Raw genomic sequence first — 22170 nt, 5'->3', positions numbered from 1 at the left:
ACCCCCTAGCATCAAGAGGGCGGACCGGGCATTCCGGGCTGATCCCCTTGTGGCGAGGAGGGTGCCTCCATGGCGACCGAGGCCGATCCGGGCGGGACCAGGACCAGTGTGTGGCTGGCCGTCAGGCCCGCCGTACCCGCCAGACGCCGCAGCGAGGCACCGTCGGGGCTGGACCGGGACAGGATCACGGCCGCCACCGTGCGCCTGCTCGACGCCGAGGGCCTGGGCCGGTTCTCCATGCGGCGCCTGGCCGCCGAACTCGGGGTCACCGCGATGTCCCTGTACTGGTACGTGGACACCAAGCACGACCTGCTCGAACTGGCTCTGGACAGCGCGCTGGGACAACAGCGGCTGCCGGCCGGGCCGCCCCCGCGGGAGGCCTGGCCGGGGCGGCTGCGGACCCTCGCCTGCGGGTACCGGCGGCTGCTGGCGGAGCATCCGTGGGTGGCCCCGCTGAGCGTGGCCTACCCGAACATCGGCCCGCACGCGAGGGCCTTCGACGCCGCGCTGCAGCGGCTGCTGGACGCCACCGGCCTGGTGGATCCCGGCCGGACGGGAGCGCACCTGGCGGTCTCCCAGTTCCTGAACGGCTGTGGGCTGAGCGGCTGCGGGGGTACGGTCCGGCGGGCGCCGGACGCGGACTTCGGTCTGGCCCTCGACGTCCTGATCGCGGGGATCGAGGCGAAGGCCGGGGGCCGGGCCCCGGGCCTGCGCCCCCGGTGACCGGAGCCGGACGTGAGGGAGGCGCGGACGGAGCACGAGTGCCCCGTCCGCGCCTCCCTCACGGTCACTGCCGGGCCGCGGTCACTGCCGGGCCGCGCCCTCCGCCGCCGCGGCCGGTGCCGGGGCCTCCGTGGGGCCCTCGGCGGCCGGGGCGTGGGCGGCCGGCCTCGACTTCAGCGCGACCTCCTTGATGAAGACCACCAGCACCAGGGCGAGCAGCGCGAACGGGGCGGCGTAGAGGAAGACGTCGCCGACGCCGTGCCCGTACGCGGACTCGATGACCGTGCGGAACGGTGCGGGCAGCTTGTCGAGGTCGGGGATCCCGCCCCCGCCGGTGCCGCCGTGGCCCATGGCGGCGGCCTTCGGTCCGAGCTCGGCCAGGCCTTCCTTGACGTAGTGGGTGACCCGGTTGGCCATGACCGCGCCGAGCGCCGAGACGCCCACGGCGCCGCCGAGCGAGCGGAAGAAGGTGACGACCGAGCTGGCGGAGCCGAGGTCCTCGGGGGCCACCTGGTTCTGGGTGGCGAGGACCAGGTTCTGCATCATCATGCCGAGGCCGAGGCCGGTCAGCGCCATGAAGATCGCGATGTGCCAGTAGGCGGTGTCGTAGCGCAGGGTGCCCAGCAGACCGAGGCCGGCGCTCAGCAGCACGCCGCCGGAGACCAGCCAGGCCTTCCACTTGCCGGTCTTGGTGATGATCTGGCCGGAGACGGTCGAGGAGACGAAGAGGCCGCCGATCATCGGGATGGTCAGGATGCCCGACATGGTGGGGGACTCGCCCCGGGCCAGCTGGAAGTACTGGCTGAAGAAGACCGTGCCGGAGAACATCGCGATGCCGACGAAGAGCGAGGCGACCGAGGCCAGGCTGATGGTCTTGTTGCGGAAGAGGCGCAGCGGGATGATCGGGTCGCTCGCGCGGGACTCGACGAGGACGAAGAGCAGGCCCAGCACCAGGGCGCCGCCGGTCATCGCCCAGGTCTGCCAGGAGATCCAGTCGTACGAGGTGCCGGCCTGGGTGACCCAGATCAGCAGCAGGGACACGGCGCCGCTGATGAGGAAGGCGCCCAGCCAGTCCACCTTGACCTCGCGGCGGACCACCGGGAGGTGCAGGGTCCGCTGGAGGACGATCAGGGCGATGACCGCGAAGGGCACGCCGACGTAGAAGCACCAGCGCCAGCCGAGCCAGTCGGTGTCGGTGATGACGCCGCCGAGGAGCGGGCCGCCGACGGTGCCGACGGCGAAGACCGCGCCGAGGTAGCCGCTGTAGCGGCCGCGCTCGCGCGGGGAGATCATCGCGGCCATCACGATCTGGGCCAGGGCGGAGAGGCCGCCGACGCCGATGCCCTGGACCACGCGGCAGGCGATGAGCGTCCCGGTGTTCTGGGACAGGCCCGCCACGACGGAGCCGAGGACGTAGATGACCAGGGATATCTGGACGAGCAGCTTCTTGCTGAAGAGGTCGGAGAGCTTGCCCCAGAGGGGGGTCGCGGCCGTCATCGACAGCAGGGCGGCGGTGACGACCCAGGTGTAGGAGGACTGGGTGCCGCCGAGATCGCTGATGATCTTGGGCAGGGCGTTGGAGACGATCGTGGAGGACAGGATCGCCACGAACATGCCGAGCATGAGCCCGGACAGCGCCTTCATGATCTGGGCGTGGGTCATGGGTGCGCCGTCGGACGTGGTCTCCGACCGGCCGCCTCCCCGCACACCGTGGGGTGTGGTCGTAGCCATGGGTTTCCTTTGTCTAGAAGCTCGATCGGAGTCGGGCCAGCAGGGTGTTGAGCGTGTCGATGTCTTCGGACGGCCAGTCGGCGAGCGCCTTCTCCAGCGCGTCCGTGGAGCGGGCGCCGAGCTCGCCGAGCACGGCACGGCCCGCGGTGGTGAGCCGCAGGATCCGGCAGCGGCCGTCGCCCGGGTCGGTCTCCCGCTCGATCCAGCCGCGGGCCGCCAGGTGGGCGACGTGGCGGCTCGACACGGAGATGTCGACGGCCATGAACTCGGTGAGCCGGCTGAGCCGCATCTCGCCGTGCCGGTCCAGCACGGTGAGGACGGCGGCGGCGCCGGGCGGGCAGTCGGGGGGCAGGATCCGGGCCAGGTCGCGGCGGACCGCTCCGATGCCGGTGAGCTGGCGGGCCAGCTCCTCGTACCGGGTGGTGCTCTGCGCCGCCTGCGTGGTCACGGGACCGCCCCCATCTCGTTGCTTCAGGCAACCATAGAATCAAATGGTTGCTACAGGCAAATGAAACTGGGGGGTGCGGCGGTAAAGGAATCGGAAAACCCGTTAAGGTCCTGAGCCATGGCTGCGAACCACAACTCACCTGACCCCGAGGGTGCCTACGACCCCGCGGGCAGCACCCAGATGTTCCGCGCGTTCGTGGAGGAGGCCGAGCCGGCCCGAACCCCGTCCGTGCCGGGCGCGCGCCGGCGTCCGAAGGAGTCCGGCTCCGGGGCGGGCGTGTGGCTGGCCGTCGGCCTCGGCCTGCTGGTCGTGGTCGGCGTGGCCCTGTGGATCGTCGGCTAGCGGGGGCTATCCGTAGGTGGCCGTGACGTTCCGGGTGTCCACGTGCATGCCCAGGGGCACCCGCCAGGACTCCACGCAGACCGTGTAGGTCTGCGTCCTCGACGTGCCGCCCGCTATGGGGGCGGGCAGTGGCTGGCTGGTGGTGACGGTGGCCCAGTCGATGCCGAGCGCGCCGATGACGTGCGTCGCGAAGGTGACCGTCCCCGAACGGGCTGCCGTGGAGCCGGTGTTGGTGAAGGTCACCGTGACGCGCTCGCACCAGCGCTCGGACGCGGCCGCGCGGGCCGGGGCGCTCAGCGTGAGCCGGGCCGGGGTGGCCGGCGGCGGTGGCGGCGGGGTGCCGGGCTTCGTGCCGGGAGGGGTGGGCGGGGTCGGCGTGCCCGGGGTGCCGGGTGGGATCGAACCGCCACCGGAGCCGCCGCCCGAGCCGCCGCCCGAGCCGCCCGAACCCGAGCCGCCCGAACCTGAGCCACCCGGTCCGCCCGATCCGCCCGCAGCGCCCGAGCCCGGGGTGCCGCCCCCGCCGGAGCCGCCCGTGCCCGCGCCCCCGGAGGCGTCCGGGACGGTCGGGGTGCCGGGGCCGGAGGCGGAGCCGCCGGGGGTCGCCGCCGTCGCTCCGCCCGGGGCGGAGCTCCCGCCGGGCCGGTCCCCGGACGGGCCCGGCGCCGTCGCGGAGGGCGCGGAGCCGGGCGGCAGGGCCTGGAACTCGACCCCGCCCCGGGGTGCCACGTTCTCTCCCGCGCCCCGCTCGGGGCCGGGGGCGGCCGCGCCCAGGGCGACGTAGCCGTCCCGTGCCGGGCCGCCGCAGCCCGCGAGGGCGGCGGCGGCCGCGGCGCACAGGGTGAGGGCGAGCGCCGTGCGGGATCCCGTTCGCATCGCGCCAGTTTTCCTGACGGGATGTCAAATGTGAACCCCGCGGCCTCCGCTCAGTGCCCGGACCGGCCCCGGATCACTCCCCGATCAGGCCGACGCGCAGCTGTGCGAGCGTCCGCGTCAGCAGCCGGGAGACGTGCATCTGGGAGATGCCGACCTCCTCGCCGATCTGCGACTGGGTCATGTTCGCGAAGAAGCGCAGCATGATGATCTGCCGCTCCCTGGGCGGGAGTTTGGCGAGCAGCGGCTTGAGCGACTCCCGGTACTCCACCCCTTCGAGCGCGGTGTCCTCGTACCCGAGGCGGTCCGCGAGCGAGCCCTCGCCGCCCTCGTCCTCGGGGGAGGGCGAGTCGAGCGAGGAGGCGGTGTAGGCGTTGCCGACGGCGAGGCCGTCGACTACGTCCTCCTCGGAGACGCCGAGCACGGCCGCCAGTTCCGGCACGGTCGGGGACCGGTCCAGCTTCTGGGCGAGCTCGTCGCTGGCCTTGGTCAGCGCCAGGCGCAGCTCCTGGAGCCGGCGCGGGACGCGGACGGACCAGGAAGTGTCTCGAAAGAATCGTTTGATCTCGCCCACGACGGTCGGCATGGCGAACGTCGGGAACTCCACACCGCGTTCGCAGTCGAACCGGTCGATCGCCTTGATCAGGCCGATGGTGCCGACCTGGACGATGTCCTCCATCGGCTCGTTGCGGCTGCGGAACCGGGCCGCCGCGTAGCGCACCAGCGGCAGGTTCAGCTCGATCAGGGTGTCGCGTACGTACGCCCGTTCGGGGCTGTCCGCGTCCAGTGCGGCCAGTCGCTGGAAGAGGGAGCGGGAGAGGGTCCGGGTGTCGATGGCTTCCGAGCGGTTGTGTGCCGCGGGTGCTGCCGGCACCTCACGCTTGACGAGCGTGAGCACCTTGGAGCTGCCCTGGTCTACGGACATGCCACCCCCTTGAGGTCGCGGACGGTCGCGCTTCTCTGCGCGCCCGTCGGAGGAACGCAGCCTCCACCTGAATACCGGAGGCGGGGCTGCGGCAAACGCGGTTCCAGCAGAATGTCACATGTCGGCAACACGCTGTAGCGTCATGTCGACAAGTATCTCCAGCGACAGACCACCGACCGAGCGGAATGAGCCGGTTCTGTAGGGAAACGCTGGAACGCCTCCACCCGATCCGGTTAAGCCTCGATCCTGTTTGCGGATCTCAGACGGGCGAAGCTCCTCGCGAGCAGCCGCGACACGTGCATCTGGGAGACCCCCAGCTCGGCGCTGATCTGCGACTGCGTGAGGTTGTTGTAGTACCGCAGGAGCAGGATCCGCTGCTCGCGCTCGGGCAGCTGCACCAGCAGGTGGCGCACGAGGTCGCGGTGTTCGACCCCGGCCAGCTCCGGGTCCTCGTAGCCGAGCCGGTCGAGCAGGCCGGGCATCCCGTCGCCCTCCTGGGCGGCTTCCAGCGAGGTCGCGTGGTAGCTGCGGCCGGCCTCGATGCAGGACAGCACCTCGTCCTCGCTGATCCGCAGCCGCTCGGCGATCTCCGGGGTGGTCGGGGTCCGGCCGTGGAGGGTGGTGAGGTCCTCGGTGGCGGCGTTGACCTGCACCCACAGCTCGTGGAGGCGGCGCGGGACGTGGACGGTGCGGACGTTGTCCCGGAAGTACCGTTTGATCTCGCCGACCACCGTGGGCATCGCGAAGGTGGGGAACTGGACCCCGCGCTCCGGGTCGAACCGGTCGATCGCGTTGATCAGGCCGATGGTGCCGACCTGGACCACGTCCTCCATCGGCTCGTTGCGGCTGCGGAAGCGGGCGGCCGCGTAACGGACGAGCGGGAGGTTCGCCTCGATCAGGGCCCCGCGTACCCGCTCGTGCTCCCTGGTGCCCGGCTGGAGGCCCTTCAGCTGCCCGAAGAGGACCTGGGTGAGGGCCCGGGTGTCGGCTCCCCGGCTCTGCGGCCGCGGGGCGACCGGAGGGGAGGGGGGCTCCTCGTGCGGCTCCGCGCGGGGCTCCTGCGGGTGGGGCACCTGGGGGTCCTGCTGGGGTGGCACCTGAGGCGCAGTACTGGCCGGCACGGTCACGCCACCCTTTCGGTCAACTATCCGTCAAAAGCGGTCATAGCATCACAAGACAGGTGCACTGTGCGCAAGCACCGTATATCGCCGTGTTGAGGGCAAGTTGGGCATATCAGGGCGTTATGTTCGAATAGCGGGAATACAAAAGACCCCCCACCCGTCGGAGTGGGGGGCCGGGAAGTCCGGAAACCGCTTCAGCGTACGGGTTCAGCTCACCAGTTCGGTGATGAACTCGCCGATGCCGGAGGCCGCGTCCGACAGGCCCTGGAAGCCGATTCCCACCATCTCGGCGGCCCGCTTCGGCTGAGTGATGATCACGAAGAGTACGAACACGGTGAGGACGCCCGTGATGAGCTTCTTGGTGTCCATGAACGGTGTCGGCCTCCCCAACCGGTACTGCAAAGTCGGTGGAGTCTAACCGGTCAAGTTGTGGCACTCACCTGTCCTTTATGGACCAATGACCCGGCGGAACGGGCCTTTTGCCGTTGAGTGCCGGGTTGCGCGGGGCGCAGGATTGGGGGGAGCCCACCGGTTCTGGCAGGAAATCGGTGGGCGAGGGACAGGGCCTCACTGCGGGGTCCGAGCCGCGAGCTTCCCCCCTGACCGCGGCTCGGGCTAGTAGGTCTCGTCCTCATCGGGGGAAGTGGCTTGTCCCCCCGATGCCACTTCCCCCGTTCCAACGTCGAAGGTCCCGGCTCCGGCCGGGGCCTTCTTCGTGTGCCGCCGTGCCGCCGTGCCGCCGTGCCGCCGTTCCGGTGCGCCAGTGTGCCGTCGTGTCCGGGTGCGGCTATTCGAGGCCGCCGGCGAGGTCCGTGAGCGGCTGGACGGGTGCGATCAGGGGCGCGAGCTGGTTCGGCAGCTCCATCAGCTGGTTGAGCTGGTTGGCCCCCGCGCTGAGCTTCGAGCCGATCTCCTGGACGGAGCGCGGCTGGGCGCCCGCCGGCATGTCCGGGGTGGCCGTCGGCAGGTCCGGGAGGGTGAGGGGGGCGAGGCCCGCGGCGGAGGCGGCGGGTGCGGCGAGGCCCGCGGCGGCCCCCGCGAGGGCGATGGCGGCGAGGATGCGCTGGGTCTTGTTCATGCCGTGACAACGGCCGAGCGGTCGGCCGGTCACGGCGGGCATGCGCGAGAGCCCCGGTTCGTACGAACCGGGGCTCTCGTCAAGGGCGGTAGTGGAGGGATTTGAACCCCCGATGGGTTGCCCCATACTCGCTTTCGAGGCGAGCTCCTTCGGCCACTCGGACACACTACCGAGATAGATCCTAGCCGATGGCGGGGAGTGCTTTGCAACTCGGGACCGAGTGGCCCTCCTCACCGTCCCCTCACAGCTCGCGGAAGAACTCCGTCAGCTGCAGCGCGCACTCCTGCTCCAGCACCCCGCGGATCACCTCGGGGCGGTGGTTGAGCCTGCGGTCGCGCACGAGGTCCCAGAGCGACCCCGCCGCGCCCGCCTTCTCGTCCCCCGCGCCGTAGACGACCCGGGCCACCCGCGCCTGCACGAGCGCCCCCGCGCACATCACGCACGGCTCCAGGGTCACCACGAGGGTGCACCCCGGAAGCCGCCACTCCCCGAGCCGGGCGGCCGCCCGGCGCAGCGCCAGTACCTCGGCGTGCGCCGTGGGGTCGCCCGTGGCCTCCCGCTCGTTGTGGCCGGAGGCGAGGAGCTCCCCGGCCGGGCCGAGCACGACGGCACCGACCGGCACATCGCCGGCCGGTACCGCCAGAGCGGCCTCCGCCATCGCCAGGCGCATGTGGTCGCGCCAGGGATCCCGGACGGGATCGGGGTCGTACGGGGCGTTGTGCACGGTGATCACTAGCGGACGGCCTCCAGTACCTCGGTGGCGCCGAGGGCGTCGGCGATCTCCGAGAGGGCGTCTCCGTCGAGGGACATCAGTTCCTTGTGGCCGACCCCGAGGTCGTCCAGCAGCCGGGGGTCGCCGAGCGGACCGGCCGGGACCGGCTCGGCGCCGGATCCCACCTCGTCGTCCGCGTCGTCGCCCTCGTCCGTGAACGCGGCGATCGGTTCGTCCTCGCCGTCCTCGGTACCGTCCAGGTCCAGTTCGTCGAGTTCGTCGTCGTCCTCGTCGTTGCCCAGCAGCTCCTTGGTCAGCATCGAGCCGTAGGAGCTGCGGTCGGCGGCGGAGGCGTTCGACACGTAGTACCGGGGGTCCTCCTCCCCGTCCACGCGGACGACGCCGAACCAGGCGTCCTCCTGCTCGATGAGGGCGACCACCGTGTCGTCGTCGACAGCGGCGGCACGGGCGAGATCGATCAGATCACTGAGGGACTCGACGTCGTCGAGTTCCAGGTCGCTCGCTTCCCACCCGTCTTCGGTGCGCGCGAGCAGTGCGGCGAAATACACCGTGACTCTCCCACTGGTCATAGGCGTGCCGGTTGGAGGTCCCCCCGGCCGGAGGTTGGGGTCCGCAACGGCCGTGACGCTCGCCGGTCCGCACCCCGCCCAATCGGCATCGTGGCAGAAACAGCGGCTTTGCGAGAGGTCTTCGGCGCGGCGGCCGTGTCGCGGCGCCGGTCGCGGTGACGGCCGTCCGGCCGATCACCAACGGAATGTGCGCATCCGCATCTGCTGGCGCATCCGGGCCGCACGGGCGCGCCGGGGCTGGACCCGGTCGCGCAGTTCCCGGGCCTCGTTCAGGTCGCGCAGGAACTGGGCGCGCCGTGCCCTGCGCTGCGCCGCCGTCTCCGGAGCCTCGTACGCCTCGGTGCCGTTCCCCGCGGTGCTCCCGTCGCTCGCGTCGGTCTCGTTCGTCTGCGTGTCGGGCATCGGCCACCACCCACGGCTGGTCCGGTCGTCCTCCTCCGCCGGCGCGAAGCAGTCCCCCCGCTCCCACCTTCCCCCGGTCGGCGCGTTTGATGCCACCCCTCGCCAGGTCGGCCCAGGTCAGGCGTCCTCGTCGGGGTGGAGGGCCGGGACGACGGCCACGGGTCCGTGCGCGTGCTGGAGGACCGCGTGCGCCACGGATCCCATCAGCAGCGACCGCCGGCGCGGGTGGTGGCGGCCCACCACGACCAGGGCCGCCGTCCGGGACGCTTCCACCAGCCGTCCGGCGGCGTCCCCGGGCACCGCGGCCTGCTCGACGGGCACGTCCGGATAGCGGGCGCGCAGCGGGGCGAGGCGCTCCGTCTGGGAGCGCAGCATCTCCCGTTCGGCGGGTACGGCGTCCCCGTCGTCGGCGAGCGCCTCGGGCGGGATCACCTGGAAGGGACTGTCGATCACCAGGTTCGGGCCGGGCGGGAGGGCGTACGCGGAGACCACCTGGACGGTGGTCCCCCGCGCGGCGGCCTCGGCGAACGCGAAGTGCACCACGTCCTCGGGCGTCTCCGCGGCGTGCAGCCCGAGCACCACCCGGCCGGCGGAGGCCCCGGCGCCGTACGGGTCCGTTCCGTGCGGGCCGTCGCCGTGCGGGCCGTCGCCGTGCGCGTCGGCCGGGGGCGCGTCGCGGTCCGCGTGCGGGACGACCACGACGGGGCAGGTCGCGCTGGTGGCGACGGCCCTGCTGTTGGAGCCGAGCAGCAGGGTGGCGAACCCGCCGCGCCCGCGGGAGCCCATCACCAGCATGGCCGGCGCGGCCTCGGCGGCGATGACCCGCAGGGCTTCCGGCACGGAGCCCTCCAGGGCCTCGTAGCGGACCTCCCGGGGCAGCTCCGGGGCGGCTTCCAGGACGCCGCGCACGTAGTCGCCCACGGGGTCGGCGAACCGCTTCGGCTGGTTCGGGTCGTGCAGGGAGGAGCGGCGGCCCGCGTACAACTGGGAGACGTCGGGCAGTACATGGGCGACCAGCAGACCGGTGCCGCGGCACAGGGCGGCCGTACGGGCCCACTCCAGGGCCCGCAGGCTGTGGTCGGATCCGTCGACGGCCGCGATCACCGGTGGGTTGCTCACCAGTCAAGGGTGCTGGGCGGCGCGGCGCGGCGCACGTCGGGCCGCGACGCCCGCCGATACCGGGCGCGGGCGCCGTCGGGGACGCGCGGGGACGCGCGGGGGTCCTGCCAACGCGTAGCCTTTTGGCAGTGGGTCGCGAACAGGCGGCCGTTTTCGCAGGTAGCAGGGTCGCAGGTCGCAGATCGCAGGTCGAAGCCCGGCTGAGTCTTGGAGGATGTTGTGCGTTTGCAGGTCGTCGATCACCCCTTGGTGGCGCACAAACTCACCACACTGCGCGACAAGCGCACCGACTCCCCCACCTTCCGTCGGCTCGCCGACGAGCTGGTGACGCTCCTCGCCTACGAGGCCACCCGCGACGTGCGCACGGAGCAGGCGGACATCGACACCCCGGTCGGCCCGACCACCGGCGTCAAGCTGTCGCACCCGCGCCCGCTGGTCGTGCCGATCCTGCGCGCCGGTCTCGGCATGCTGGACGGCATGGTGCGGCTGCTGCCGACCGCCGAGGTGGGCTTCCTGGGCATGGTCCGCAACGAGGAGACCCTGGAGGCCTCCACGTACGCGACGCGCATGCCCGAGGACCTCTCCGGGCGCCAGGTCTACGTGGTCGACCCGATGCTGGCCACCGGCGGCACGCTGGTCGCCGCGATCCAGGAACTCATCAAGCGCGGCGCCGACGACGTGACCGCCGTGGTGCTGCTGGCCGCGCCCGAGGGCGTCGAGGTCATGGAGCGCGAGCTCGCGGGCACGCCGGTGACGGTGGTGACGGCCGCCGTGGACGAGCGGCTCAACGAGCACGGCTACATCGTGCCGGGCCTGGGAGACGCGGGCGACCGCATGTACGGCTCGGCGGAGTAGGCCGCACGCGGTATTCGGGCGGGGCGGGCGGGCGGCCGGTGGGTCCGGGCCGCCCGCCTCAGCACTTCCCGGCGGGTGCGGGTGCCGGGTTGGCCAGGGCGGCCAGTGCCTTGTCCGCGTCCGCCTTCGGGGTGAGCTCCTTGAAGGAGTCGCCCAGGATCAGGTCGATGTCCGTGCCCTCGCGGGTATCGGTCTGGGTGGTGACCCCGGTGAGCTGGGCCGCGAGGACGGAGTACGCCGCCTTGTCGGTCCGCGGGGAGCCGAGCAGTATCCCGGCGCCGGGGACCTTCTTGTCGAAGTCGGCGGGGGCGTTGCCGACCTGGCCGATGACGAAGCCGCGTTTCTCCAGCTCGTCGCGGACCGCCTTGGCGAGCCCCGCGCGCGGGGTCGCGTTGTAGATGTTGACCGTGATCTGGCCGGGCTGGGGGAGTGCGACCGCAGGGGTGGCGGAGGGGGCCGCGCCGGGACCGGTGTTACCGGCCTTGGCAGCCTTGGCGGGGGTGGCGGAGGCCGTGGGGCAGTCCTTGCCGGCCACCGCGTTCCGCTTGCCGCCGTCGCCTCGGAACACGTCGATGAGCTGCAGTGCCCCGTAACCGAGCAGGGCCAGCGCGAGGACCGATCCGAGCAGGGCGAGCACGACCTTGCGGCGTCGCCGGGGACGGCTCATGCGGGGGTAGGCAGCTCCCGTGATGCGGTACTTTCCGCCCATGCCGGGGGGAGTGAGCATGCTCATGGGCGCAGCGTAGTGCCGTACCGGAACGATGCCTACTAAATGATCTGTTGATCGGGTAAGGCTGACCCGAAAGGCGCAATCAGTCCATTTCCAGGACGCGTGCGTGCAGCACCTGACGCTGCTGGAGCGCCGCGCGCACGGCGCGGTGCAGCCCGTCCTCCAGGTACAGGTCGCCCTGCCACTTCACGACGTGCGCGAAGAGGTCGCCGTAGAAGGTGGAGTCCTCGGCGAGCAGCGTTTCGAGGTCCAGCTGCCCCTTGGTCGTCACGAGCTGGTCGAGCCGGACCGGGCGCGGGGCGACGTCCGCCCACTGCCGGGTGGTTTCCCTGCCGTGGTCGGGGTACGGCCGCCCGCTTCCGATGCGCTTGAAGATCACACGGAAAGCCTACCGGGCCCGCGCCTCCGGGCGCAGCCTCGCTCCGTCGGTGCAAAAGTGGCGGACAGGGCTATTTCGGGAGTGATGCATGAGTCAGAGCACCGACCCCGCCGTTCAGATCGCCGCCGGGTACGCCTTCACCGGCCCCGCGCTCGAACTCGGCGCCCTGCTCTGGGACGGCGCCTGCCTGCCGGACCGGCAGATCCGCATCCCGCTGTCGATGCTCAACCGGCACGGCCTGGTCGCCGGAGCCACCGGCACCGGCAAGACCAAGACCCTGCAGCTGATCGCCGAACAGCTCTCCGCCAACGGCGTGCCCGTCTTCCTCGCCGACATCAAGGGCGACGTCTCGGGCATCTCGGCGCCCGGCACCGAGAACGACCGGGTCCGGGAGCGGGCCGCCGACGTCGGCCAGGAGTGGGAGGCCACCGGCTGCCCGAGCGAGTTCTACGCGCTGGGCGGGATCGGCGCCGGCATCCCCGTCCGGGCGACCGTGACGGCCTTCGGCCCGGTGCTGCTGTCCAAGGTGCTCCAGCTCAACCAGACGCAGGAACAGTCCCTCGGCCTGATCTTCCACTACGCCGACAGCAAGGGACTGGAGCTGATCGACCTCAAGGACCTCCGGGCCGTCGTCGCCTTCCTCGTCTCCGACCAGGGAAAACCCGAACTCAAGGGAATCGGCGGACTGTCCACGGTGACCGCCGGGGTGATCCTGCGGGCCCTGACCGCCTTCGAGCAGCAGGGCGCCGGCGAGTTCTTCGGCGAGCCCGAGTTCGACACGGGCGAGTTCCTGCGCACCTCCGCCGACGGCCGCGGGATGGTCTCCGTACTGGAACTCCCGTCGGTGCAGGACAAACCGCAGCTGTTCTCCACCTTCCTGATGTGGCTGCTGGCCGACCTCTACGCCGACCTGCCGGAGGTCGGCGACGTGGAACGGCCCAAGCTGGTGTTCTTCTTCGACGAGGCGCACCTGCTGTTCAACGGCGCGTCCAAGGCCTTCCTGGAGTCCATCACCCAGACCGTGCGCCTGATCCGCTCCAAGGGCATCGGCGTGTTCTTCGTGACGCAGACCCCCAAGGACGTACCGGCGGACGTGCTGGCGCAGCTCGGCAACCGGGTGCAGCACGCCCTGCGCGCCTTCACCCCCGACGACGCCAAGGCCCTCAAGGCCACCGTGAAGACCTTCCCGCGCTCCGCCTACGACCTGGAGGAGCTGCTCACCGGGCTCGGCACCGGCGAGGCCGTCATCACGGTGCTCAGCGAGAACGGCGCCCCCACGCCGGTCGCCGCGACCCGGCTGCGCGCCCCGCGGTCGCTGATGGGTCCGATCGATCCGGCGGCCCTGGACCACGCGGTGAAGTCCTCCCCGCTGTACTCGCGCTACGCGGAGCCGGTCGACCGCGAATCGGCCTACGAGAAGATCAGCGCCGAACAGGCGGCCGCGGAGGCCGAGGCGGAGGCGGCCGCCGCGGCGGCGGAGGCCGAGAAGCAGGCCAAGGAGGCGGCGAAGGCGGCCCGCAACGCCCCGAAACCGGAGCCCTCGCTGGCCCAGCAGGTGGTGGGGAGCGGACTGTTCCGCTCGCTGGCCCGTTCGGTCGGCACGCAGCTGGGCCGTGAGATCTCCCGCTCCCTCTTCGGCACGGCCAAGCGCCGGCGCTGACCGGGCCCGCCGCGGGTCCGGACGCGGGTCCGGTCGCGGCCCCGGTGGCGTTCCGGACACGGGTCCAGGCGAAATCGAGCGAACCGGGTGCCCGCCGCCCGCCCGGCGCTGACAGACTCGGGGCATGCGGACCGAACTGACCGACACCACGTCCAGCAAGATCGCCCGAGCGATGCTCGCCGCACGCCGAGCCATCGGCAGCCCCACGATGGGGCTGGTCCTGACGCTCCTCGTGGTCACCGACGAGGAGAACGCCTACGACGCCGTGCGCGCGGCCTCCGAAGCCTCCCGCGAGCACCCCTGCAGGATCATCGCCGTGATCAAGCGGACCTCGCGCGGTCCGCAGCGGCGGCACCGGACCCGCCTCGACGCCGAGCTGCGCGTCGGCTCGGACGCCGGGTCCGGGGAGATCGTGCTGCTGCGCCTGCACGGCGACCTCACCTCGCAGGCGGGCTCGGTCGTGCTGCCGCTGCTGGTGCCGGACGCGCCCGTGGTGGCGTGGTGGCCCGCCGAGGCCCCCGCCGACCCGGCCCGCGACGACCTGGGCCGCCTCGCGCAGCGCCGCATCACCGACTCCCAGGCGGCCGCCGACCCGGTCGGCGTACTGGCCGGCCGCGCCGCCTCGTACGCCCCCGGGGACACCGACCTGGCCTGGACCCGGCTCACGCCGTGGCGCTCGCTGCTGGCCTCCTCCTTCGACCAGAAGGCGCTCCCGGTCACGGGCGCGGCGGTGGAGAGCGAGGGCGACAACGCGAGCGCCGAGCTGCTGGCGCGCTGGCTGGAGGACCGGCTGGGGGTGCCCGTGGAGCGGGTCGCCAGCGAGGGGCCGGTCATCACCCGGGTCCGGCTGGAGACGACCGCCGGGGAGGTACGGGTCGACCGGCCGGCCGGGGTCCTGGCGCAGCTGGTGCTGCCGGGGTGGCCGGACCGGAAGGTCGCCCTCAAGATCCGCAGCAGCGCCGAGCTGCTCGCGGAGGAGCTGCGCTGGCTCGGCGCCGACGAGGTCTACGCCTCGGCGCTGCGGGTGCGGCCGGCCCAGGCCTCGCTCTCCGCGTAGTGGTTGTCGTAGGTGGGCTGGCTGTCGATGATGTCCTGCACGGTGGCCTCGCCCGCCCGCACCCGGCCCAGGAGCCGGTAGTAGTCGAAGCGCCCCATGCCGGGCGTGAAGCCGACGAAGACCTCGGCCGTCTGCCCGGCGGCCGGGGCGAAGGCGTGCTTCACACCGGGGGCGATGGTGATGAAGTCGCCCTTGGACAGGGTGTGGACCTCGTCGCCGACGAGGACGTCGAGCTGTCCGTCGGTGACGTGGAAGAACTCCGTGGCCTTGGTGTGGAAGTGCACCGGGGCACCGGCCGCGCCGACCTCGAAGCTCGCCGTGTTGCAGGTGAGCTCGTCGGTGTCGGTGAGCAGGGTGATCAGGCTGCCGGGGCCGTCGGAAATGATCTCGGCGTTAGCGGCGCGGGTCAGGTTGTCGGTCATCTCGCGAGCCTACGCGGGGCCGCTTCCCCGGGGCGGAGCCGTGACCGGAGTCTGTCAACTCCCGCCCCCCGTCAAGTGGTCCGTGCCGGTCGAGCGGTCCGTGCCCGTCAACCGGTCCGCCCCCTCAACCGGTCCGCCCCCTCAACCGGTCCGTCCCCGTCCGGCCCCGGCCGGGGAACCGCCGCCGCTCCTACGCGGTGTCCTTGGCGGCGGCCTTCCGCGCCTGCTTGTACTCCCGGACCTTCGCCAGCGACTCCGGCCCCGTGATGTCCGCCGCGGAGCGGTACACGTTCGCCGGCCCGTAGTCCCCGGCGGCCTCCCGCCAGCCCTTGGGACGGACGCCCAGCCGCTTGCCCAGCAGCGCGAGGAAGATCTTCGCCTTCTGCTCCCCGAACCCCGGCAGCGCCTTCAGCCGCCCCAGCAGTTCGGCGCCGCTCGCCGCGTCCCGCCAGACGGCCTCCGCCTCCCCGCCGTAGTGCTCCACCAGGTACGCGCACAGCTGCTGGATCCGCTTCGCCATGGACCCCGGGTACCGGTGCACGGCGGGCTTCTGCGACAGCAGCGCCGCGAAGGCCTCGGGGTCCATGGCGGCGATGGCGTCCGCGTCGAGGTCGTCGGCGCCGAGCCGCTGCGCGATCGTGTACGGCCCCGAGAACGCCCACTCCATCGGCACCTGCTGGTCCAGCAGCATTCCGACGAGCGCGGCGAGCGGGCTCCGCGAGAGGAGGGCGTCGGCCTCGGGCTGCTGCGCGAGCCGGATGGTGATGTCGTCCATGGCTCCAGCCTCCCCCGCCCCGGGCCCCCGCGCGCGGTCGGCGCGCGGTTGTCAGACCCCCCGCCTAGCGTGGGATCGGACAGGCAGTGGATACGCAGTGGACGAAGTACGACACAGGAGTCGATCGACCATGTCCGATTTCCCTGAGGGTGCCCCGTGCTGGGTGGACGCGATGTTCACCGACGTGGAGGGCGCGAAGGAGTTCTACGCCGACGTGCTGGGCTGGACCTTCGGTGATGCCAGCAGTGAGTACGGCAACTACACGCAGGCCTATTCGGGAGGGAAGGCGGTCGCGGCCGTCGTGCCGCCGATGCCGGGGGGCGAGGCCGCCTCGCAGTGGTGTCTGTACTTCGCCTCGCCGGACGCGGCCGCCACGGCCGAGAAGATCAAGTCTGCGGGCGGCGAGCTGGTGATGGAGCCGATGCAGGTCGGCACCTTCGGCACGATGGCGATCGCCAAGGAGCCGAGCGGCGCGGTCTTCGGCGTCTGGCAGCCGGGCGAGCACAAGGGCTTCGAGAAGCTCGGCGAGGCCGGCGCGTACGCCTGGGCGGAGGTCTACAGCCGGGAGCCGGGCAAGGCGGACGGGTTCCTGGAGAAGGTCTTCCCGTACGAGTCCCAGCAGATGGAGTCGGGCGGTGAGGACTGCGACGATCCGAACGCGGCCGGGATGGACTTCAAGATCTTCAGCCTGGGCGGCAAGGAGAACCCGGTGCTGGGCCGGATGAAGATGGGCGACGAGTTCCCGCCGGAGATCCCGTCCTACATCCAGGTCTACTTCGGCGTCCCGGACTGCGACGAGGCCGTCGCGAAGACCCAGGCGCGGGGCGGGAGACTGCACTTCGGGCCGATGGACAGCCCCTTCGGCCGCTTCGCGGCGGTGACGGACCCGCAGGGCGCGGCGTTCGCGGTGATCGACATGTCGACGACGTCGGGGGAGATGCCGAAGTTCGGCTGATCCGGGTCCGAACGCGGGGTCGAGCGGGCCCGGTTCCGACGGGCCCGGTCAGCTCGCCGTGGTCGCGCGGTACGCGGCCACGGCGGCCGGGAGGACGGCCTCCACCCCGGACCGTGGCTTCTGCGCGATCGTCTTCTGCACCATGAGGATCACGTCGCCCTCGCGGACGAACGCCTTCTCGCTGACGTACGGGTCGGGATCGCCGGGCAGGGCGGACGAGGTCCGCAACACCAGGCTGTCGTCCGCCGGGACGTCGGCTGCCGTCACCGACACGCTCTCCTGCACGGTGGTACCGCCGTCGAGGGCGTTGGCGTAGGAGGGGCAGCGCTGCGCGGCGCCGCGTATGTCGGCCATGACCTCGGCCGCCCGGCCGGGGGCGTAGCGGTCGAGGGCCTCCTGGCCGAACCAGCCGTCGTCGTCGGGTACCTGCTCCAGCCCGACCGCCACGTCCTCCACGGGGCGGGCGTGAGCCGTCATGAAGGAGTCGACGCCGAGTTCGGAACACGGCATCGACGCGATCGTGACGGAGGCGGGGGCGTGGGGCGCGGCGGTGGTGGTCGAGTTGACCTCTGCCGTCAGCAGCCGGAAGCCGGGCGGCAGTTGGGCCTGTGTCAGCAGACCGTCGTGCAGCCGGTGCCGCGGGGGCACCGACCCTGACGGCGCGGGCGACGCCAGGGACGACGCTGGGGACGACGCCGGGCCGGCCCGCGACCCGGCGGAGCAGGCCGACGTACCGAGGACCGCTACGACGGCCACCGTCACCGCACCCGCGACATGCCGTGCGCGCACGGTTCCGCCCCCCCCCTCAGATATGTGGTGGCCCACCCTCGCACACGGCCGTCGCGGCCGTTCTCGCGGCGCCCCCTCCCCCGGACGGCGGCGGATCTCCGGTGCAGTCCCGGCAGGTGCCGGGGGTCGGGCTGCGGAAGGCGCGGTCGCAGTGCGGGCAGGTCTGGAAGGGGTCGCGGGGTGCGTAGGCGGTCCGTCTGGGCTCCGCTTCCAGGGCCGGGGGGAGCTGGGCCTTGAGGCGGTGGGCGATCAGTCCGGCTGGGTTGGTGAGCGGGTGGGGGATCCGGGCCGTCAGTGCGGTGGTGATCGCTTCGATGCTCCCGCCGCGCTCCAGCCAGACCTCGGCGTCGTCCGCGAGGCGCTCGATGTCCCGCTGCCCGAGGAGCAGGCGGTGGTCGACGTGGCGCAGTCGCGCGAGCAGGGCTATGGCCGCCCAGCGCCGGGCGGAGGGAGGCTCGGGCCCGGGGTCCGGGGCGGGTACGGGCGGCGGTTCGGCCTGCTGGGGCTCCGGTTCGGGCTGTGGATCGGGTACCGGCGGCTCGGCCTCGGGCATCGGGGCGGGCTCTGGTTCCGGATCCGGGTCCGGGGGCGGAGGGAGAGGCGGGGTGGTGACGGACGCCTTGGGGTGGTTGTAGGAAATCGTTCGGGTGACGAAGCGGCCGTCGGGGAGCTGCTCGCGGACCCGCTTCAGGTAGCCGTGGGACTCCAGCTCGCGCAGTGCCGAGGCGATGCGGATCTGTCCCTCGGGCACACGCCTGGCCAGGTCTTTGATGCCGATGGGCGTTCCGGGCGGCAGCGACTGGATGTACGCGCCCAGGCCCCTGGCCGTGAGGCTGATCTTCGGATTCTGGATCAGGTGGTTGCCGACGACGGTGTACCGGGTCGAGTGCCGGACATTCGAGTGGTGAACGCCGTACGAGGAGCGCGGTGGCGCGCTAACCTGCTCAAGAGCCATGGGGAAGCTGATGACTTCCTACTTGGTCAGGCCCTCGTCCGGGATTGCCGTCCCGTCGGGGGCCGTCTCATTTCTGGGGGTTGTCGGGGCGAGCATATGCCCCGCAACCGCTCCCGAAGCCAGCTGAGTTGGACTTGTTCATCCGTGTGAGTGAAGGCGCCTCCACGGGGAGGCTGGTGGGGTTGGGCACGGTTCTTTCCCTCGGTACTGAGAAGCAAAAGAAACGTACGCGCGGACCGGGTCTTGGGTTGACGGACCTCGGCGGACGGCCTCGATCGGCGTCAACGCGGGGGCAGTTGGTCGTACGTCTTGAAGGTGTACAGCGCCGACAGGGTGATCGTGTTGCCGGTGCCGGCCGGGAGGCCGAGGCGGTCGTTCACGAGACGGGTCAGGGGGCCGCAGCCGGTTGCGGCGGGGGCGGTGAAGGTGGTGTCGGTCGCGGCGAACTTGATGACCGGCGGGTTCTTCGAGATCCACTCCGACGTGCCCACCCGTTTGAGGCGGAGCTCGATCGGGGTCTCGCCGCCGCCGATGACGCAGTCCCGGGGCAGCAGGGGGCTCACGACGCGGTAGCGCAGGGTGAAGAGGCCCATGGCGTCGCCCACCGAGTAGAAGTCGGACCGGCCGCCGTACTCGGGCTGGAGGGAGAGCGGGATCCTGCCGGCCAGGCCACCGGGGACGGCGGTCGGGTCGCCGCGCAGGGCGCCCCAGACCTGGCCGTTCGTGCCGTCGGGCAGCGGTCCCTCGGCGTGGGTGATGGTCATCGGGGCCAGCTCGGGAACGTCCCGGTCGCCGAGGTGCATCGACCCGGTGGCGGTGAGCACCTCGCACTTCCAGCGCGTGGCGTCGACCCCGGCGGGGATGGCCGGGCAGTCGGTGAAGTCGTACGAGGGTGCCTCGGCGGCGAGGGCGGGGGCGACCGCCAGGCCGGCGAGGGCGGCGGCGAGGGCGAGGGAGGCGGCTGCGCGGCGGAGCGTGGTCGTCTGCATGACCCCTACGGTGCCGCCGCGCGCCGTGCGGCGGCACCGGGGAAGTCCCCCGCCCGACCCTGAGGTGCCCCGGGGCCGCCGTCAGGGCCAACGACCTCGTGTCAGCTGCCGAGTTCGGCCCATACGGACTTGCGCGGGACGGGCCCCTGGGAGCTGCCCCAGCGGTTCGAGAGGGCGTCGACGATGGCCAGCCCGTACCGGGGCTCGCCGGGCGGCTCGTCGCCCCGGCTGTCGTGCACCTCGACCCGTACGCGGCCCCCGTCGATGACGCTGAGTTCCAGCCGGAAGTCCCGCCCGGGGACGCGGCCGTGCGTGACGGCGTTGGCGCAGAGCTCGGCGACGACTTGGGCGACGTCCTCGAAAGGGAGCCCCCAGGACCGGAGTTGTTCGACGACGAGCAGCCGGGCGAGGCGGGCCGCGCGGGGGTTGGCGGACAGCTGGAGCGTGCAGTGGAGATGAGCATTCATGTCACGCAGCGTGGCTGGGCGTGCTAGTTCTGTGAAGTGACTCGGCCGGTCCGTAGAGGGTCTGTCCAGCGCTTGTCCAAGGCTGTCCGGACTGTCCCAACCGGGTTGTCGGGTAAGGCGCGTTGCGGAGGTGGGCGTGGATGGACAGTGACGGTGTGGAAGAGCACAGCTGGGCTGTGGACCCCGAGGACGAACAGGGTGCTGCGGTGGTCGCAGCGCTCGGGCGCCAGATGCGGACAAGGCGCGAGGCGCTGGGTATGAAGGTCGCAGAACTGGCGGAGCGGATCGACTACAGCGAGGACCTGGTCTACAAGGTCGAGGGCGGCAAGCGGATCGCCAAGCCCGAGTATCTCGACGGTGTGGACGAGGCTCTGAGGGTCGACGGCCTGATCAAGGCGATGAGGGAGGACCTGGCGCAGGTCTGCTACCCCAAGCAGATTCGCAAACTGACCTCGATGGAGGCCAGGGCCTCCGAGGTAGGGGGATACAGGACTCACAACATCCACGGTCTGCTCCAGACCGAGGATTACGCGAGGACCCTGTTCGAGATGCGGCAGCCCGCTTACTCGCGGGACGAGGTGGAGTGCTTCCTGGGGGCGCGCATGGCCCGGCGGAAGGTGTTCGAGAGGGACCCCGCGCCGGCGATCAGCCTGGTTCAGGAAGAGGCCACGCTGCGGCGCCGGATCGGCGGCACAATGGTCTGGCGTGCGCAGCTCGAACGACTCCTGGAGGTCGGCAACTTGCGCAATGTGTCTCTGCAGGTGATGGCCACGGACTGCGAGGTCCACTCAGGCCTGGACGGTGGGATCGAGCTGCTGAAGTTCCCCGACGGGACAGCCGCAGGGCGATCCGAAGGGGCTTTCAACGGGCGCCCCGTAACAGACCCGAAGCAGCTTCGGATCCTGGAACTACGATACGGACTGATCCGGGCTGACGCTCTCACGCCTTGGGAGTCGCGGGCCTTCATTGAGGACTTGCTGGGAGAGACATGATCCACGACCTGGATTGGTTCAAGAGCAGTTACAGCGACGGCCCGGGTGGCGATTCCTGCGTCGAGGTGGCCACCACCCCCGGCACGGTGCACGTCCGGGACTCCAAGACCGTTCCCGGCCCGCAGTTCGCGGTCAGTGACACCGCCTGGGTCGGCTTCGTTTCGTACGCCTCTGACCTGGGATAACCGCAGGAACCAGCCGTGTGGGTGGTTCTGGTTCGCGGATGCGAGGGGCTGAACGAAAGTCAACACGTGGGCACATAGCGTCGATCCCGTGCGGTTCGTCCCGGGCCGCGCGAGGTGTCTACGTAAGGGGTCGAACCGCCCATGAGCCTGAGCATCCGCAACCAGATCGCCGGAACCGTCACCGCCGTCACCACCGGTGAGGCGATGGCGACGGTCAAGGTCCGCCTGGAGGGTGGTCAGGACATCACCGCCGCCATCACCCTCGACGCCGTCAAGGACCTCGGCCTCGCCGCCGGGTCCTCCGTCAAGGCGCTGGTCAAGGCCACCGAGGTGGCCCTGGCGACCGGGCCCGTCGAGGGGCTGTCCATCCGGAACCAGATCGCCGGGACCGTCGTCGACATCGCCGCCGGGCCGGCCATGGCCTCCGTCAAGGTCGACGTGAACGGCGGCGGGCTGACCGCCGCGATCACCGCCGACGCCGTCGAGGCCCTCGGCCTGGCCGCCGGTTCCTCCGTCGTCGCGCTGATCAAGGCGACCGAGGTGTCCCTCCAGGCCGCCTGATCATTGGATGAAGATGCTCCGGCCGTGGGCGACGGTGACCTGGCCCGGGAAGACCGGGTGGGTCACGCGTCCGTCGCAGGAGGGGCCCGACCAGACGAAGGCGACCTCGTCGGTGAAGTTCGCGACCTCCGACGGGGCGAAGTCGCCCAGCGGGTAGCAGCCCGAGGGGTCCTGGTGGGGTGCGCGGTCGATGAACAGGACCCCCTGGGCCGCCTGCGCCGTGCCCGGGGTGGTGAGCGCCAGCATCGCCGCTGCCGCGCACGCCCCGAGGACCTTCGCCGTGCCTCGCATCATGCGTCCGCCTCTTCCTTCGTGAGTGATCCACTTGTTCGCCG

At 71.7% G+C, this 22170-nt stretch carries 28 protein-coding genes, 1 tRNA gene and 1 pseudogene; 9 read left to right on the top strand and 21 right to left on the bottom strand.

What is annotated here, in order from left to right; all coding sequences use genetic code 11:
• Positions 1-69 precede the first annotated feature (69 nt).
• A complete protein-coding gene (locus OG295_RS16435; RefSeq protein ID WP_371677546.1) occupies positions 70-723 on the top strand; it encodes a TetR/AcrR family transcriptional regulator in 654 nt (217 codons plus the stop codon).
• A gap of 90 nt (positions 724-813) precedes the next feature.
• Here OG295_RS16435 and OG295_RS16430 read toward each other — a convergent pair.
• Together OG295_RS16430 and OG295_RS16425 are read right to left on the bottom strand one after the other, a co-directional pair.
• Positions 814-2454, bottom strand: a pseudogene (locus OG295_RS16430) (MDR family MFS transporter); the annotation flags it as partial.
• A gap of 13 nt (positions 2455-2467) precedes the next feature.
• The gene (locus OG295_RS16425; protein ID WP_371677545.1) at positions 2468-2902 is read right to left on the bottom strand and encodes a MarR family winged helix-turn-helix transcriptional regulator; all 435 of its coding nucleotides are present in this window, start codon (positions 2900-2902) and stop codon (positions 2468-2470) included.
• Positions 2903-3019: 117 nt separating this feature from the next.
• Here OG295_RS16425 and OG295_RS16420 point away from each other — a divergent pair, with 117 nt between their 5' ends.
• Positions 3020-3244 (top strand): hypothetical protein, encoded by a 225-nt coding sequence (locus OG295_RS16420; protein ID WP_371677544.1) that lies wholly within the window; start codon positions 3020-3022, stop codon positions 3242-3244.
• 6 nt (positions 3245-3250) lie between these two features.
• On the opposite strand, the gene OG295_RS16415 is transcribed toward OG295_RS16420, so the two are convergent.
• The 10 genes from OG295_RS16415 to OG295_RS16370 form a co-directional block, all read right to left on the bottom strand.
• Complete coding sequence (locus tag OG295_RS16415; RefSeq protein WP_371677543.1) at positions 3251-4120, bottom strand: hypothetical protein; 870 nt, start codon at positions 4118-4120, stop codon at positions 3251-3253.
• A 73-nt stretch (positions 4121-4193) separates the two neighbouring features.
• Positions 4194-5042, bottom strand: coding sequence for an RNA polymerase sigma factor SigF (locus OG295_RS16410; RefSeq protein WP_266840480.1), 849 nt, complete (start codon positions 5040-5042; stop codon positions 4194-4196).
• A gap of 233 nt (positions 5043-5275) precedes the next feature.
• Complete coding sequence (locus OG295_RS16405) at positions 5276-6163, bottom strand: RNA polymerase sigma factor SigF (RefSeq protein ID WP_356212042.1); 888 nt, start codon at positions 6161-6163, stop codon at positions 5276-5278.
• Between the two features lie 207 nt (positions 6164-6370).
• Positions 6371-6532, bottom strand: a complete 162-nt coding sequence (locus OG295_RS16400; RefSeq protein WP_266840481.1) for a hypothetical protein — start codon at positions 6530-6532, stop codon at positions 6371-6373.
• 418 nt (positions 6533-6950) lie between these two features.
• A complete protein-coding gene (locus OG295_RS16395) occupies positions 6951-7241 on the bottom strand; it encodes a hypothetical protein (protein ID WP_266840482.1) in 291 nt (96 codons plus the stop codon).
• 86 nt (positions 7242-7327) lie between these two features.
• Positions 7328-7412, bottom strand: a tRNA-Ser gene (locus OG295_RS16390).
• Positions 7413-7482: 70 nt separating this feature from the next.
• Positions 7483-7911, bottom strand: a complete 429-nt coding sequence (gene tadA, locus OG295_RS16385) for a tRNA adenosine(34) deaminase TadA (protein ID WP_371681210.1) — start codon at positions 7909-7911, stop codon at positions 7483-7485.
• 62 nt (positions 7912-7973) lie between these two features.
• A complete protein-coding gene (locus tag OG295_RS16380) occupies positions 7974-8522 on the bottom strand; it encodes a hypothetical protein (protein WP_371677542.1) in 549 nt (182 codons plus the stop codon).
• 195 nt (positions 8523-8717) lie between these two features.
• Positions 8718-8945, bottom strand: a complete 228-nt coding sequence (locus OG295_RS16375) for a hypothetical protein (RefSeq protein ID WP_371677541.1) — start codon at positions 8943-8945, stop codon at positions 8718-8720.
• Between the two features lie 117 nt (positions 8946-9062).
• A complete protein-coding gene (locus OG295_RS16370) occupies positions 9063-10064 on the bottom strand; it encodes a universal stress protein (protein WP_371677540.1) in 1002 nt (333 codons plus the stop codon).
• A gap of 219 nt (positions 10065-10283) precedes the next feature.
• On the opposite strand from OG295_RS16370, the gene upp reads away from it, so the two are divergent.
• Positions 10284-10919: a uracil phosphoribosyltransferase gene (gene upp, locus OG295_RS16365; RefSeq protein WP_371677539.1), complete on the top strand. Its 636-nt coding sequence runs from the start codon at positions 10284-10286 to the stop codon at positions 10917-10919.
• A 58-nt stretch (positions 10920-10977) separates the two neighbouring features.
• Here upp and OG295_RS16360 read toward each other — a convergent pair whose 3' ends face one another.
• Both OG295_RS16360 and OG295_RS16355 read right to left on the bottom strand, forming a co-directional pair.
• Complete coding sequence (locus tag OG295_RS16360; protein ID WP_371677538.1) at positions 10978-11652, bottom strand: LytR C-terminal domain-containing protein; 675 nt, start codon at positions 11650-11652, stop codon at positions 10978-10980.
• Between the two features lie 79 nt (positions 11653-11731).
• On the bottom strand, positions 11732-12028 hold the full coding sequence (locus OG295_RS16355) for a type II toxin-antitoxin system VapB family antitoxin (RefSeq protein WP_008740979.1): 297 nt from the start codon (positions 12026-12028) through the stop codon (positions 11732-11734).
• An 88-nt stretch (positions 12029-12116) separates the two neighbouring features.
• On the opposite strand from OG295_RS16355, the gene OG295_RS16350 reads away from it, so the two are divergent.
• Together OG295_RS16350 and opcA are read left to right on the top strand one after the other, a co-directional pair.
• Complete coding sequence (locus OG295_RS16350) at positions 12117-13688, top strand: helicase HerA-like domain-containing protein (protein WP_371677537.1); 1572 nt, start codon at positions 12117-12119, stop codon at positions 13686-13688.
• Between the two features lie 124 nt (positions 13689-13812).
• Positions 13813-14745 carry a glucose-6-phosphate dehydrogenase assembly protein OpcA gene (gene opcA / locus OG295_RS16345; RefSeq protein WP_371677536.1) on the top strand — a complete coding sequence of 311 codons (933 nt, stop codon included), beginning with the start codon at positions 13813-13815 and terminating at the stop codon, positions 14743-14745.
• On the opposite strand, the gene OG295_RS16340 is transcribed toward opcA, so the two are convergent.
• Together OG295_RS16340 and OG295_RS16335 are read right to left on the bottom strand one after the other, a co-directional pair.
• Positions 14694-15167, bottom strand: a complete 474-nt coding sequence (locus OG295_RS16340; protein ID WP_371677535.1) for a cupin domain-containing protein — start codon at positions 15165-15167, stop codon at positions 14694-14696. The two genes, opcA and OG295_RS16340, sit on opposite strands and share 52 nt — an antisense overlap.
• A gap of 190 nt (positions 15168-15357) precedes the next feature.
• Positions 15358-15942 carry an HhH-GPD-type base excision DNA repair protein gene (locus OG295_RS16335; RefSeq protein WP_371677534.1) on the bottom strand — a complete coding sequence of 195 codons (585 nt, stop codon included), beginning with the start codon at positions 15940-15942 and terminating at the stop codon, positions 15358-15360.
• 130 nt (positions 15943-16072) lie between these two features.
• On the opposite strand from OG295_RS16335, the gene OG295_RS16330 reads away from it, so the two are divergent.
• Positions 16073-16897 (top strand): VOC family protein, encoded by an 825-nt coding sequence (locus OG295_RS16330; protein ID WP_371677533.1) that lies wholly within the window; start codon positions 16073-16075, stop codon positions 16895-16897.
• Positions 16898-16945: 48 nt separating this feature from the next.
• On the opposite strand, the gene OG295_RS16325 is transcribed toward OG295_RS16330, so the two are convergent.
• The 4 genes from OG295_RS16325 to OG295_RS16310 all read right to left on the bottom strand — a co-directional run bounded on the left by OG295_RS16325 (position 16946) and on the right by OG295_RS16310 (position 20097).
• Positions 16946-17545 (bottom strand): hypothetical protein, encoded by a 600-nt coding sequence (locus OG295_RS16325; RefSeq protein ID WP_371677532.1) that lies wholly within the window; start codon positions 17543-17545, stop codon positions 16946-16948.
• Between the two features lie 157 nt (positions 17546-17702).
• A complete protein-coding gene (locus tag OG295_RS16320) occupies positions 17703-18641 on the bottom strand; it encodes a helix-turn-helix domain-containing protein (protein ID WP_371677531.1) in 939 nt (312 codons plus the stop codon).
• 281 nt (positions 18642-18922) lie between these two features.
• A complete protein-coding gene (locus OG295_RS16315) occupies positions 18923-19630 on the bottom strand; it encodes a hypothetical protein (RefSeq protein WP_371677530.1) in 708 nt (235 codons plus the stop codon).
• Between the two features lie 101 nt (positions 19631-19731).
• Positions 19732-20097 carry an ATP-binding protein gene (locus tag OG295_RS16310; RefSeq protein WP_266840502.1) on the bottom strand — a complete coding sequence of 122 codons (366 nt, stop codon included), beginning with the start codon at positions 20095-20097 and terminating at the stop codon, positions 19732-19734.
• Positions 20098-20237: 140 nt separating this feature from the next.
• On the opposite strand from OG295_RS16310, the gene OG295_RS16305 reads away from it, so the two are divergent.
• The 3 genes from OG295_RS16305 to OG295_RS16295 all read left to right on the top strand — a co-directional run bounded on the left by OG295_RS16305 (position 20238) and on the right by OG295_RS16295 (position 21835).
• Positions 20238-21089 (top strand): helix-turn-helix domain-containing protein, encoded by an 852-nt coding sequence (locus tag OG295_RS16305; protein WP_371677529.1) that lies wholly within the window; start codon positions 20238-20240, stop codon positions 21087-21089.
• Complete coding sequence (locus OG295_RS16300; RefSeq protein ID WP_371677528.1) at positions 21086-21274, top strand: DUF397 domain-containing protein; 189 nt, start codon at positions 21086-21088, stop codon at positions 21272-21274. The genes OG295_RS16305 and OG295_RS16300 overlap by 4 nt, the downstream gene beginning before the upstream one ends.
• 141 nt (positions 21275-21415) lie before the next feature.
• Entirely contained in the window at positions 21416-21835 is a 420-nt protein-coding gene (locus OG295_RS16295; RefSeq protein ID WP_351030285.1) for a TOBE domain-containing protein, read from the top strand.
• On the opposite strand, the gene OG295_RS16290 is transcribed toward OG295_RS16295, so the two are convergent.
• Positions 21836-22129 (bottom strand): hypothetical protein, encoded by a 294-nt coding sequence (locus OG295_RS16290; RefSeq protein WP_371677527.1) that lies wholly within the window; start codon positions 22127-22129, stop codon positions 21836-21838.
• Positions 22130-22170: the final 41 nt, after the last annotated feature.

It is taken from the genome of Streptomyces sp. NBC_01276, from assembly GCF_041435355.1.
GTDB lineage: Bacteria > Actinomycetota > Actinomycetes > Streptomycetales > Streptomycetaceae > Streptomyces.
Note: the sequence above shows the minus strand (reverse complement) of the source record. Positions and strands in the feature narration are given on the sequence as shown.